Source organism: Dehalococcoidales bacterium (assembly GCA_028716225.1).
Taxonomy (GTDB): Bacteria; Chloroflexota; Dehalococcoidia; order Dehalococcoidales; family UBA5760; genus UBA5760.
The window spans coordinates 4,344-16,221 of record JAQUQE010000027.1 but is presented as its reverse complement, the minus strand read 5'-3'; the positions used below and the strand labels follow the sequence as shown (position 1 = coordinate 16,221).

22 protein-coding genes are annotated in these 11,878 nt (G+C 51.9%); 11 read left to right on the top strand and 11 right to left on the bottom strand.

Annotated features, from left to right (window positions below):
- The 7 genes from PHI12_10720 to PHI12_10690 all read right to left on the bottom strand — a co-directional run.
- The coding region (locus PHI12_10720) for a hypothetical protein (GenBank protein MDD5511269.1) at positions 1 to 274 on the bottom strand (274 nt) is incomplete at its 3' end.
- Positions 274 to 519: a hypothetical protein gene (locus PHI12_10715; GenBank protein MDD5511268.1), complete on the bottom strand. Its 246-nt coding sequence runs from the start codon at positions 517 to 519 to the stop codon at positions 274 to 276. The genes PHI12_10715 and PHI12_10720, both read right to left, overlap by 1 nt.
- Positions 512 to 673 (bottom strand): hypothetical protein, encoded by a 162-nt coding sequence (locus PHI12_10710; GenBank protein ID MDD5511267.1) that lies wholly within the window; start codon positions 671 to 673, stop codon positions 512 to 514. The genes PHI12_10715 and PHI12_10710 overlap by 8 nt, the downstream gene beginning before the upstream one ends.
- Entirely contained in the window at positions 666 to 1,370 is a 705-nt protein-coding gene (locus tag PHI12_10705) for a DUF5131 family protein (protein MDD5511266.1), read from the bottom strand. Before PHI12_10705 ends, PHI12_10710 begins: the two co-directional genes overlap by 8 nt.
- Complete coding sequence (locus PHI12_10700; protein MDD5511265.1) at positions 1,355 to 1,633, bottom strand: hypothetical protein; 279 nt, start codon at positions 1,631 to 1,633, stop codon at positions 1,355 to 1,357. Before PHI12_10700 ends, PHI12_10705 begins: the two co-directional genes overlap by 16 nt.
- Positions 1,593 to 1,778 carry a hypothetical protein gene (locus tag PHI12_10695; protein MDD5511264.1) on the bottom strand — a complete coding sequence of 62 codons (186 nt, stop codon included), beginning with the start codon at positions 1,776 to 1,778 and terminating at the stop codon, positions 1,593 to 1,595. The genes PHI12_10700 and PHI12_10695 overlap by 41 nt, the downstream gene beginning before the upstream one ends.
- Before the next feature lie 432 nt (positions 1,779 to 2,210).
- The gene (locus PHI12_10690; GenBank protein ID MDD5511263.1) at positions 2,211 to 2,555 is read right to left on the bottom strand and encodes a hypothetical protein; all 345 of its coding nucleotides are present in this window, start codon (positions 2,553 to 2,555) and stop codon (positions 2,211 to 2,213) included.
- An 88-nt stretch (positions 2,556 to 2,643) separates the two neighbouring features.
- Between PHI12_10690 and PHI12_10685 the strand changes: the two genes are divergently transcribed.
- From PHI12_10685 to PHI12_10670, 4 genes are all read left to right on the top strand, one after another.
- Positions 2,644 to 2,823 carry a hypothetical protein gene (locus tag PHI12_10685; GenBank protein MDD5511262.1) on the top strand — a complete coding sequence of 60 codons (180 nt, stop codon included), beginning with the start codon at positions 2,644 to 2,646 and terminating at the stop codon, positions 2,821 to 2,823.
- Positions 2,789 to 3,175 (top strand): J domain-containing protein, encoded by a 387-nt coding sequence (locus PHI12_10680; GenBank protein MDD5511261.1) that lies wholly within the window; start codon positions 2,789 to 2,791, stop codon positions 3,173 to 3,175. The genes PHI12_10685 and PHI12_10680 overlap by 35 nt, the downstream gene beginning before the upstream one ends.
- A complete protein-coding gene (locus PHI12_10675) occupies positions 3,175 to 3,357 on the top strand; it encodes a hypothetical protein (GenBank protein ID MDD5511260.1) in 183 nt (60 codons plus the stop codon). Before PHI12_10680 ends, PHI12_10675 begins: the two co-directional genes overlap by 1 nt.
- 144 nt (positions 3,358 to 3,501) lie before the next feature.
- Complete coding sequence (locus tag PHI12_10670) at positions 3,502 to 3,945, top strand: hypothetical protein (GenBank protein MDD5511259.1); 444 nt, start codon at positions 3,502 to 3,504, stop codon at positions 3,943 to 3,945.
- Here PHI12_10670 and PHI12_10665 read toward each other — a convergent pair.
- The 4 genes from PHI12_10665 to PHI12_10650 form a co-directional block, all read right to left on the bottom strand.
- Entirely contained in the window at positions 3,929 to 4,429 is a 501-nt protein-coding gene (locus PHI12_10665; GenBank protein ID MDD5511258.1) for a hypothetical protein, read from the bottom strand. The two genes, PHI12_10670 and PHI12_10665, sit on opposite strands and share 17 nt — an antisense overlap.
- A gap of 75 nt (positions 4,430 to 4,504) precedes the next feature.
- The gene (locus PHI12_10660; protein MDD5511257.1) at positions 4,505 to 4,753 is read right to left on the bottom strand and encodes a hypothetical protein; all 249 of its coding nucleotides are present in this window, start codon (positions 4,751 to 4,753) and stop codon (positions 4,505 to 4,507) included.
- A gap of 74 nt (positions 4,754 to 4,827) precedes the next feature.
- On the bottom strand, positions 4,828 to 5,070 hold the full coding sequence (locus tag PHI12_10655; protein ID MDD5511256.1) for a hypothetical protein: 243 nt from the start codon (positions 5,068 to 5,070) through the stop codon (positions 4,828 to 4,830).
- A gap of 11 nt (positions 5,071 to 5,081) precedes the next feature.
- The gene (locus PHI12_10650; GenBank protein MDD5511255.1) at positions 5,082 to 5,750 is read right to left on the bottom strand and encodes a hypothetical protein; all 669 of its coding nucleotides are present in this window, start codon (positions 5,748 to 5,750) and stop codon (positions 5,082 to 5,084) included.
- Between the two features lie 611 nt (positions 5,751 to 6,361).
- On the opposite strand from PHI12_10650, the gene PHI12_10645 reads away from it, so the two are divergent.
- The 7 genes from PHI12_10645 (at position 6,362) to PHI12_10615 (ending at position 11,839) form a co-directional block, all read left to right on the top strand.
- Entirely contained in the window at positions 6,362 to 7,015 is a 654-nt protein-coding gene (locus PHI12_10645) for a hypothetical protein (protein ID MDD5511254.1), read from the top strand.
- Positions 7,002 to 8,222 (top strand): hypothetical protein, encoded by a 1,221-nt coding sequence (locus tag PHI12_10640; GenBank protein ID MDD5511253.1) that lies wholly within the window; start codon positions 7,002 to 7,004, stop codon positions 8,220 to 8,222. The genes PHI12_10645 and PHI12_10640 overlap by 14 nt, the downstream gene beginning before the upstream one ends.
- The gene (locus tag PHI12_10635; protein ID MDD5511252.1) at positions 8,164 to 8,571 is read left to right on the top strand and encodes a hypothetical protein; all 408 of its coding nucleotides are present in this window, start codon (positions 8,164 to 8,166) and stop codon (positions 8,569 to 8,571) included. Before PHI12_10640 ends, PHI12_10635 begins: the two co-directional genes overlap by 59 nt.
- A gap of 71 nt (positions 8,572 to 8,642) precedes the next feature.
- Positions 8,643 to 9,293: a hypothetical protein gene (locus PHI12_10630; GenBank protein MDD5511251.1), complete on the top strand. Its 651-nt coding sequence runs from the start codon at positions 8,643 to 8,645 to the stop codon at positions 9,291 to 9,293.
- A 32-nt stretch (positions 9,294 to 9,325) separates the two neighbouring features.
- A complete protein-coding gene (locus PHI12_10625; GenBank protein ID MDD5511250.1) occupies positions 9,326 to 10,258 on the top strand; it encodes a C2H2-type zinc finger protein in 933 nt (310 codons plus the stop codon).
- A gap of 1 nt (position 10,259) precedes the next feature.
- Positions 10,260 to 11,657, top strand: coding sequence for a PKD domain-containing protein (locus tag PHI12_10620; protein ID MDD5511249.1), 1,398 nt, complete (start codon positions 10,260 to 10,262; stop codon positions 11,655 to 11,657).
- A 2-nt stretch (positions 11,658 to 11,659) separates the two neighbouring features.
- Positions 11,660 to 11,839: a hypothetical protein gene (locus PHI12_10615; protein ID MDD5511248.1), complete on the top strand. Its 180-nt coding sequence runs from the start codon at positions 11,660 to 11,662 to the stop codon at positions 11,837 to 11,839.
- The last annotated feature ends 39 nt before the right edge of the window (positions 11,840 to 11,878 follow it).

The following is an 11,878-nucleotide window of genomic DNA, read 5'->3' as shown; positions in this document are numbered from 1 at the left end:
TCTCGTTGCTGCGGAAAGGCCACTCGAGGCCGTTGGCCAGGAAGAAGCGGCGCAGCGTCCTAAACTTGAGGTTTATGCTGCTGTCGGCGTAGTCGCTATCCTTGAGGTACTTCATGTAGGCCATGACTGCGGCCCGGTTCGGATCGCGATACTTGATCTTATCCAGGAAGTCGCGGCAAAAACCCACCAAAAGGCCTTTTGTATGCTCGTCGCTGGAGAGGGAGTCCGCATACTTCTGCAGCATATTCTCTTTTTGAGTTTTAGTCAGCGCCATTAGCGCTCCATTCTCATTTGGAATACGGTGTTATACCACTTGGCGGCAATTACGTATTGCCTAACATCAGGGAATATTTCTCCAATATCTTGTATATGTACAAATACCATACCTAATCCGGCAACTGTAGCTAATATTGACTTTTCACCTAGTTTTTCTGCAAGCTCCTTAGAATTCTCTTGGGTTCTTCGCGCATCTTCCTTCGCCATCCTGGTAATCTTGATTATCTTCTCAAAATCAGTCATGTCTTACCTCTGCCATATATCTTCCGTCTTCCAACTTCCAAACCTCGAGCACCCCATCTTTTCTCAATTCATGAGTCTTTGGATCTAATTTAGCCAGAGGATAAGTCTTTTCTAGGAATCTCAGTCTGACTGGCGGTAATTTAAGTTTATTCATCAGGCCACTCCTGCCTCAGCTTTTCGCCCGGGTAGAGCGTCTGCAGATTATTCTTTAAGAAGACTCGCACGCCGCACTCATCAGCGCCGCGCACTATCTCGTCGACGGCCTCCCGCGCCGGCGGGCGATAAGGGTTGGTCCGGGACCCGACGATTATCCACTTGATCCGGCCCAGCGCCATGGCTGATCTAAACCATTCCATTCGCCCATGTTTATCCCACCTGAGCAAAGGCTCAATGGAAAGGAACTTAACGGGTGCCTGCGCGTGGCACAGGTCCCTGCAGGCGTTCACTACGTCATTCTCGCATGTAGCGCTGACCCCGACCCAGCAGTTTTTAGGGAAGGGCGACCATTGCCAGAGATTGCTCGACTGCTTTGTAAGGGTAATAAACGTCTGATTGTCACACTTGGTAATAGTATCTAATACGTCACTGGTCCAAGTTTCATGATTATCCATAAAGAGCTCGCCCATGGAGCACACGAATATCTTTTGACCTTTCTTTTTGAGATAAAAGGGCGATTTCAGCCTGTCGCGGTGGATCGTTGGGTCGAAGCCGTCTGGAAAGGCGGGTGTGCCGCGGAAGCGCTCCGCTATGCGCATGGCGTAGCAATAAGGGCAGCGCTTAAGGCAACCCGTGATCGGGTTCCAGGTGTAGTCGCACCACTCGATTTTTGTCTTATTTATACCGGTTGGCATTGACCCTCCCTCTGCCTCATTTTTGCTATCGTGCCCGGGTGCAGCCGCTCGTAATCCTTCAGGCACACCTGGCAAAAAGCCTGCTGGCCGTACTGCAACATATAATTCTTATCCTGAAAACTAAGATCTACCGTATGGTCCATAGTATCCAGACCACATTTACTGCATTCCTCAAAAGGCACATCGCAAGCTCTACGGCAGCCTTCCGGGAATATCATGAAATCAAACTGCAGCTGCGGCTTCTCCTTGCGCCGGCGTGCCATTCTCTTCCTCCATAGATATCCGGTATACGCGATGCAGGCGCCCGTGAAGCGTCATGAACTCCCGGGCGAGATCCTCGTCACCGCGAAAGAACGTGATGAACTTGCGGTGGTGGCTGTTATAATATTCGATGATAACTGTTTTCATATAACCCACAAGAAAAACTTGACAGTTACAAAATACACGATTATAATACCTTTGTCAATATACCTTTAGGTATATGAAACGACAAATTTAAAAAGGGGAGGCTACAAGTATGGATGACACTATTGTTATCAACGGCCAGGAATACGTAAGACGAGGCGCGGAAAAACTAGTGTATAGCGTCGAAGGGCTGCCATACGTCATAGTCAGGTCTACAGGTGCAGGCTGCCATGCAGGCTATCTTAAAAGCAAAACGGATCACGCAGTCGAACTACTCAATAGCCGAAGGTTATGGTACTGGGACGGAGCGGCTTCGTTATCACAATTAGCGGCAGAAGGAGTTAAGGCCCCACAAAACTGCAAATTCCCCTGCGTCGTGCCATCTATAGAGATAGCAGGGTGGTGCGAAATACTGCCATGTACGGAAAAAGCACGTCAATCAATATCAGAGGTGCCGGTATGGCAAAGATGAACGGCTACGGCTCCGGCTCCGGCTACGGCTCCGGCTCCGGCGACGGCTACGGCGACGGCGACGGCTACGGCTCCGGCTACGGCGACGGCTACGGCTACGGCTACGGCTACGGCGACGGCTACGGCTCCGGCTACGGCGACGGCTACGGCTACGGCTACGGCTACGGCTACGGCTACGGCGACGGCTACGGCTCCGGCTCCGGCTCCGGCTCCGGCGACGGCTCCGGCGACGGCGACGGCGACGGCGACGGCTAAAGGTATATGAATTATGATTAACGACGCGAACATCGCCAAACTGAAACTCGGCATGATACTCCTCCGCTTCAAAGTGGTGAAGTATTTCGAGTTGTCTGAAACTGGAGAGATACGGTTTGTATGGCCGTGGATGAGGTGAAATATGCAGGAGAATGACAAAACACCCGAAAAGGAAGAGATGGCCAACCTGGCGGATCGCGCCGCGGACCTGCTGGACAATGTAGAGAGGTCTGGGATAATATCTACAGGTAAGCAGTTCTTACGCTCGATAGGCAGGTTACTCGGCCATGACGAAGAAGAAGACACAGAAAACAAAGATTGACGGCTTTAGCGACGGCCTGCGCATACTAACGGAGATGGTCGATACCATTACTAAGAACGCGCCGCAGATCATAGAGGCCGCCGACAAGTTCTTTAACCGCCAGGGCGCCGAGCCCCGGCAGCTGCCTCCGCACCAGTCTTACTTCCACGTTATCCCGCCCCCGGAGCCGGTGCCGATATCGCCTTACGAGCTTTTCGGCCTCGGGCGCGACGCCACGGAGGAAGCCTTTAAACAGAGGTACAGGGACCTGATGAAGATATACCACCCGGACACCGGCACACAGAACGACGCCATGGCCAAGAGACTCAACGTTGCGTGGACCGCGATTAAGAAAGAGAGGGGGTGGACGTAGTGCCATACAAAGCAGATCATGAAGAGTCGTGTAAAGACAAGAGTCGCTATATTATAAACCGGGTAAAGATCGAGGTTGTAGATAGCGAAGGAGTTATCCTCGACAACAGTGACCCGGGATGGGTTATGTCTACAAGATGCGGCGGTTGCAACGCTCTTGCAAAGTGGGTGGATGGCCGCTAATATTTCTGTAGGCGAAAGTACAACGAAATTATCGATACCCGGTAATCCGGTAAAATGCAGAAATATTAGTACGTGAGTGGACTACTTTTCAGCTATACTAGTCCACTAATAAAATCAGCAGAATTTTACAAAGTTTTAAACGCAATGCAGAAAAAGACACTGAAACAGTTACTGCATGATGTCGACCCGGATCTCAATATCGTGTCGAGATCTCAACACCGAAACGGTTCCGGAGCTTTCCCGCTGCCGCCGTCCATCCAGGAGCTCTACAACATCGCCGAAGAACAGGAGAAGCGTCTCGAGCGCGTTGAGCGCATACTGAAGCTGATACCAGAAAACGTTATAGAGGAAATCGTCCTGCAGGAAGAAGAGCCGCTGGATGAGGAGGGGCAGCGCGTTCTCGCGCAGCTCAGAAACCTGGAAGAGCGTAATTCTATCAAGATCCACAGCAAGATAAAGGTCAATAACGTGGTGATTTCTATAGTGAACAACACCTGTTTATGTTTGAAGCCGGATAACTCAGGGCTCATATGCCCGTGCGACGATCCGCTGGCCCACGGCTGCCACTTCTTTATTCCCCGGGAGTAGCGGCGTCTTCAGATACCGGGCACTCAATAACCACTATCTGCTGTTCCTCATCTATACCGAGCTTACAGGTCTTGCCATCGTATTTGGCTGCCGGCACGCTGTCAAGGTTGGCTTCTCCTATCTCGCGGAATCCCTCTTCGCTGGTCACGTCGACGAGATCCACGGGCACGTCGCCCTTGATGTTTGACTCGAATCGGCCTTTACCCAGCAGATCTGTCACCTGGTGGCATGAGTTACAGTGTGGTGAATGGTAAACCTTGATTGCTTTCTTCCCTTCACTTGGCATAGCCTCCCCTTTCTTCTGCCGGAAGAACTCCGGCACGCAGTTATTCATAGCTTCCAAAAGCTCGCCCCGGGTCATACCCTTGCGGATACCGCAGGCCTGCGCCGCGTCCTTCATCAGCTTCTGCTGAGAAGTAAGCTCGTAGCTCGACGGCAGCTTGTGAACGGCAAACCCCGGTTGTCCTCGCGTCTTGTCTGACATACCACTATTATAACAAAATAGAACGGGAGGTCAAACCTCCCGTTCTATGTCCTATTCTGTCGCCTCACCGGCTGCTTATTTACCGAACTTGCCGGGGATGCAGGTGCGCATTGCTGTTACCAGCGCGGCGCGGCTCATGCCTTTCTTGATCCCGCAAGACCTCGCGGCGTCGCGAACAGCCTTCTGGGCCGAGTTGATGGGATAAGGCTTCGGGTTGGCAGCGATAACCATGCCGGCATGCTGCTTTGTGGTGATGCCCTCGAGTTTATGGGCCCGGGGGCGGGATTTCAGGTAGCCTACTGACCGGAAACTTGTGATTATCATTTCAGCACTCCTTCTTATATTACTCCGTAACCCCGGAGCGGTGGTGGCCTTATGCCTGTTGTCTGGCCTGATGCCTACTCGACCTTTACACCGCCATTATCCTGCACTTCGCTGTGTATGTCAATAGCGTTCCACGCTTTACATCTTTTACACTTCACTACGACACTTCCTTCGACGATGGCGTAGAGCGCCAGGACGCGCCGGCACCCGCCGCACTTGAGCTCCACCAGTGGTATTTTAAGTTTATCCGGCGCTTCTATCTTGATAACCTTTGACGCGGACACGCCTTCGAAAACAATGGGGGTATTTTTTTCCACGTTAGCCTCCTTTAACTATGTGCCAGTTGCAGTCCGAAGACCTGCATCCTGTAACCTTCGCGCATCTTCTTAACATCGGCTGCCAGCTGCAGCAGGTCGTCCGGGACCTTCAGATCACTGAGCCGGTGCCTGATATTCCTGGAGTCCTGGGTCATGGCTGTTATCATCTCGCGCTCTTCAGCCGGCAGGGCGGTCACTTTATCCGGGGCCGCGTCGACGCGCTCGAAAGCGTTGAGCTCGTCCTCGGCCAGGCTTACGCGCTTAACCACTTCCGGATCCGCCAGGCCGGAGGTCCGGGCGAAGCGCATGGCCTCGGCCAGGAGGCCGGATACCGTACTGAAGTGGTCATTTCCACAAGCCACGCAAGCGCGCCCAGCAGCAGCTACTTGCGACGTGCCTGAGTAGCCTTCTTCACCCTGGTTAATAGACTGAGCCGGCGCCGCTTCTATCGCGGCCATGGCGGCCTCCATGGGACTCCGCCCTTTCATTATATTAAGACCGAACTCCGGATCCACGTCGCCGTTCTTAACAGCCGTTTCCATTTTCGCCGCGTGCTCGATCGCGGTCTCGTACATTTTAAGGCTCTCGCGGTTACGGACCCGTATGGCTATATCAGCGATGATGGAATCAGCGGCCAAACCCAAGATACCTACACAGAACTTAACTATCCCTGGATTCACAATGCACCTCCTGAACCACAGCCTGACCATAACATAAAAAGGCTCTTTGGTCAAGGCCGCAGCCTGACCGCACAGTGACGTTTTTTTACCCTTTTAGTATGTGCATAACATGTGCATAACTAGTGCATAACTTAACCAGGTCAATTGGCTGAAAATAAGTTATGCACACCAAGAGAGGTCCGCGGGTCTATTTTCTGCACAAACTCTGCACCGACTTTGCACCGTTTTAGCCGAGTTATGCACCGGTTATGCACTTCGTGTGGTTCGCACTATGTTACCATTTTGTAAAATCACGATTGGAGTTTACATAGTGTTATTTTTCAATCACCTCGTAAAACAGCTATTTCCAAAGCTGATAATGCTTTTTACATAAAGTGGTACATTATGCAAAGTTTCAATCGTGAGAAGTTATTTACATAAACTTTCTCACCAACCACAACAGAATGGTGCTTATTATTAATAGTACATATCATATGTAATATCTTTGGAGGTACTATTTTAATAGTCATGTTATACCTAATAATAAGGGGTGTGCATAACTCAAAAATCAGGTAAAACTTGACAAAATCTGGATAAATGCTTATCCTTTCACCATGGAAAGGAGGCTAACTATGACGAAAGTTAATGTAACAGCCGGCCCCCAAACACCTATTAAAGCAAAAGATTCTTTACCCTCTGAGGCTCTCGCCAGCCAAAATGAAAAGAGCCTTGAAAGTAGTCTCGAAAAGGAGCCAGAAGTACCCCCGGAGCGTATGCTTACATGGCGGTGCTTATGCGGTGCGGAAACCGACAGGTTCGGTAAAGACTACATAGCACATATACGAGAGGCGAAGAAAAAAGGCGAGAGCGACAAGCACAAGTGGCGGCTGGTCGACGAGAAGACAGGAGAGATCGTGGCCGATAATATGCGGCAGGCGAACCTCATCGGCATGGCAGCGACAAAGAAGGCTAATCCCCCCAGGCTCACTGGGGACAGTGACCTCAAAAAAGAGACGGACAAAGAACTTGATAAATACCAGCCGAGGTCTCCCCTCGTAACCAAGTTCGTAGCCTATACCGTCGAGCTGCCATCAGACCTGCTTGTACTTTTTAAGCTCTTCGTCGACCGCTGTGTTGCGTTGGATAAAGAGCCTCCAACTATAGGCGAGTGGGTCACGCAGACGATCTCTCAGTTCTATCTCGAGCATGCAGTGGACTTCGATATCAGGGGTATGGCGGGAGATTTTATAGTAAAGAATGCGGGAGGCAAAAATGTCGGAAAATGAGAGAGCAAGAGTGGTGGACATAATACCTATCAGAAAGGCCGACGGTGGTGAGACTATTCAACCACCGAGGAAAAAGATAACATCTGAAGACCTTCTGGAGGACCTGCAGGCGCAGCTGGAGATAGCCAAGATAGCCAAGATGGGTGAGGCGATGGGCGCCTTCAACTTCGGAGGTGGCCGCCCGGCGCCCGGCGCTGGCGACGCAGGGATTGAACAGTTTGCCAAAGCAGCCAACTTAATGGGTATAGACGTAACCAAGATACAAGAGATGCGCCAGAAAGAGGTGGATTCTCTGCGCTCCGAGCTGGACAGGGAACGGCGCTCAGCCTTAGAGCAGAGGCTGGGCGTGATAGACAGCACCATAGGTAAGATGAATGATGCTATGATGGCTGTAGCCAAGAGTATACAGGAGCAAAGGACTCAACCACAGGCCTCGGGCCTCTTCGGCGTAGCGGATCAGGTCACGAATAACTCATTGACCAATGCTATGATAGCCAAATTTCTCGACTTAGATGGCAAGAAGCGTGAGCAGCGGGACCCAGTCGAAGAGCTATTTGACAGGCTGACTTTAGGAGACAGGCTGAAGGAGCGCCTGGGGATTAAAGAAGAGCCGCGTTCGGCGGTGGACCCAAGCCTGTTAAATCTTGGCAAAGTTGAGCTTATCACGGCGCTACTCTCGGATGAGCGCGAACGCGAAAAGATGAAACAGGAAACCGAACTTAATAAGCTGAAATTGGAAAAACTGGGCGGCGTGTTCAAGGTGATACAAGACTATATACCTGACGTACTGGACGCCCTGAAGACGAGAGGTGGAAGTACCGAACCTTCCGCGCCCCGGATCCCCGCAGCCGCGACGGCGAGAGCAGGCCGCGAGCCGGAGAAGCCGGCAGCAGCCGAGACCCCATCTCCGGAGGAAATGATATTTGAAGAGATAACCTGCCCCCACCCGGGTTGCGGCGGGCGACAGCCATTCCCGGTGAATATCCCGGACGGCTATGGCATAAATTGTGCTTACTGTAAGCAGGTGATCCTGAAATCTCCACTGCAGCCGCCGGCGCAGCAGAAACCACCTGAGCCAAAGATACGTTTGGCAGGACCGCCACAGGAGAAACCGGACGCGAGTAAAGATATAAAAATGGAGGTAGAGAGTGGAGAGCAGCTTCCTCACAAGACTGGTAACGTCGAGGATAACGAGGCCGATAGCTGATTTTATAGCCTACTACATCGGCGCGCTGGAACCGGAGGCGCTCGAGGCCCGTATAGCGAGCGGGTGGAGCCTGGTCGAGACTCTGAAGCAGAGACCGCGCGAGGAGCTGCTGGCCGTGGTCGACGCAGTTCTGGAGAACTACCCTGAAATCAAGAGCCGCATCGATAAGACCAGGAAAGCCGAAGGCACTTCGGCGAAAGGCGCCGGGTTAGAGATAATCGAGGGGATCAGCGTGGACCGCCTGGTATATTTAGTGAGCGAAAAGCTGCCGGCGCAGGGCGCGGTGCTCGAAAGGCATAAGGATTGGGTGCAGGCGGAGATAAAGTCCGTGGGCTCTTTGCTGGTTTGACAAAACACTCCTCTTAATGTTAGTTTAAGGGCGTAGGTCACCTGCGCCCTATTTTTATTTAAGAGGTAAATGTGGAAAGGTATCCTGTTTACGGCAAGCGCTTCGGCAACGAATACCTCGATATTCGCGAGTTTGTGACGCCATTCACTCCCAGCGTCCAGGATGTGCTCGACACGATATCAACTGACGGCGACAGGATATGGAACTGCTGGGACTGGGTTTGCCGCAATGTAAAATATCCCCCTTCATGCGATGACGTTCAGGATTTCCACGAAAAGGTCAGCTTTTTGCGCGGCTGCCCCATAATCCGCATCCCGGTCAAGCGCTCCGCCAAAGTATACGACTTCTGGGAGCTGCCATGCGAAACGCTGGATCCGCCGCGCTACGGCGATTGTGAGGGATCGGCGACGGTACTCGTATCTTTATTGCGTAACTTCATGAGTGAGCGCCAGGTTTACTGCACCATAGGCACTTATACCGGGTGGGGTCACGCCTGGGTAACGGTATTCGAAGGCTCTAACGTTTATACCCTAGACACTACTATACCGTGCGCCAAACCAGAGGGCATAAACGCCGTGGCTGAAGACCAGCCATATATCCCTTACATAAGATTCAACGATATCGAGGTTATAGAGGAGAGGGACGGCTGGCAGGATTTTGTAAACCTGCCGCGGGACCCAAAGGCCAAGATGTGCCGGATATACGCGCAGCACGGCTTTTAGTAATTATTACGGCGTAATAAAAGGAGAAGGCCATGGCGGAAGAAAAACAGGTATCGCCGGCAGAAAAAGCGGCGGCGGCGGCAAATAACAAGAGTATCGCGAAGACGTTGATCGTCGTCGGAGGCGTCGCGCTCGTCGGGTGGGGCGGCTATATGTTAATAAATCGCCTGGCGGACATCGATAAAGCCAGCGACGAGCGCTATATGGAGATCTGGCGCGAATACCTCGACGAGGTAGTTGAATGCGACGCTTACTACGCCGAGCTGGTTGCAAAAGGATCGGCGACAAGCCTGGAGCAGGAGCGCCTTGAATTTATGAAATCAGAGATCGCCCGCAAGGAGACCATGGCGGACAACCTCAATCATACTTACCTCTACTGGCTTGCCGAAGACCTAAAAGACCTGGCCCGGACAGGCGGACTCTACTATATCTTGCCTGCGGTCCTCATCGCCGGAACCATCTACGCGGCGCACTTATTGCGCAAGTCAAAAAAATGGCCCGTGTCCCGTAGACAGCCCCCTCCCCCTCTTAACCCTGAAGGCCCCGACATACCGCCGGGCAATATACCGCCGAACGCGCCTACGCCCTGCCCTCACTGCGGCATAGAGTTCCCGACGTATGATGAGTTCGTGGCTCACATGATACAATTTCATCCTGCAGCAACAGACCCGTCGCAACTAGCCGATGCACAGGCTGCTTACAATAGTCTCAACCAGACGACGCGAGCTGCCATATCGTCCCAGATGCAAGCTATGAACCTGACGCCGCCGCCTGCAGGCATAAACTGGTGGCAGGTAAGCGGTTATGTTATCCAGGGGGTTGCGATCGCAGCGATGATATATCTGTCAGCAGGGGCCGCGGCTCCGGCCATGGGTGGTATGTTCGGCGGGTATTCAGTTATATCACAGGCCGAAACTGTAGCGGCAGCCGCTATGGCTAGAACGGCAGTATTAGTGGCGGTGTAACATGAGAGAGTACATAAGCGGTAAATGGCGGGGATATGGCGGTAAAACCGAGTACGACCATTATTGGGGCTATAGGTGTTACTACTACCATGACCTGATATATAACTCGGACCTGCAACTGGCTATACAAGATTGGGATGTGAATAGGCCATGGTTACTTGGTAGAGAAGTAGAGATGACGCTCTGGGTGCAATGGACTTTCGCCGAGACTGAGCCGGTGAGAGGACGTAGTTATTCTTATAACAACGGTTTTGTTGTAAGTATAGAGAACGTCGAAACAGGCACAAAGGGTTATATCTTCTTTAAAGCGTCGGATTACGGGTTGACCTCCCGGGTGGGAGACGGGCTAATACCGCTAAAGTTCAAACCAGAAGATTTAGGCCTGACCACTATAGGTAGAAATTACATTAAATTAGAGATAGAGGCGTTCGCGTGGTATGAAACAGAAGTGAGACAGTATTCTGTTTGGGACCTTTATGACGACTACGGCCAGCCTTTATATCCCCTTACTATACCGAAGGCGAACGATGAATCGTCTATCGAAAAAGATGGGGACAGGGTTGAAGATAGCCCTTATGAACTTGAGCTGAGAGAAGACGTTTGGTTAATGGTCAATCATGTGGGCGAACTGGCTCCGATAGTAATACCTACTGCTGTGACGATCGCCGATAACAGGCCGACCGCCGATTTCACGGCTACGCCGCAGTCAGGTATCGCTCCTCTAGTAGTCTCCTTTCGTAATCTATCCCTGTCAGATGATTATTTCCCGATCACGGATACCAGATGGTATTTCGGAGACGGCGGCACGTCCAACGAACCCGGATTCGATTACTACGTGATGCACCAGTACGACAAGCCGGGCAACTATACCGTCAGATGTATAGTTACCAACGCAGCCGGCAGCTCTGAGGCGATCATGCAAGTCGCCGTTAGTGCGGGTCCGTTGACACCTCTGATAGATAGGGACGGCAGCTACCTGCCCCAGGCGATAACTTCCCTCGATAAGCGGTTTGCTCTGACCATCAAGGTCAAAAATAACGGCGGAGCGGGCAATATCTGGTTGAGATCCTTGTGCCGGACGACTACCAGGGAGCTGATAAAATCGGCTTATCTACCCGCCTATGGCGAGATAACTATAGTCACGTCGCCGAATACCATCGGCTGGTATTGCGGGTATGAACCGGAGATAGAAGAGGCCATATCCATACTATTCGAGGTAGGGCCGGTTGGCGGTATAGTGAGCGATAACCTGACATGGGAAACATTTGTTACGGAGAGCGGCGGAGGCGAAGAACCGGAAGAGGAAACAGGCGGCATGTCCACCTGGATGAAGGTAGGCATAGCAGGGGCTTTAGGTATAGCCGCGATTACAGGGATACAGCTTGCCAAAAAGGGATGATAATGAAGAACAAAGAAATAAACTTGGGTATCGTCGTAAGCACCCTGAGCCTGGTGCTGGGCGTGTCTAGCGTTGTCATCGGCGTCATATCGCTTCTCAGGCGTCCCGCAGCAACAGATACCTCTTCGCAGTGTAATGTAATACCGATAGGGAGCCTGGCAATATTAAGGAGGGACCAGTAATGAGTGAAGGAAAATGCCTCGACAAGTGTATATCCGCCG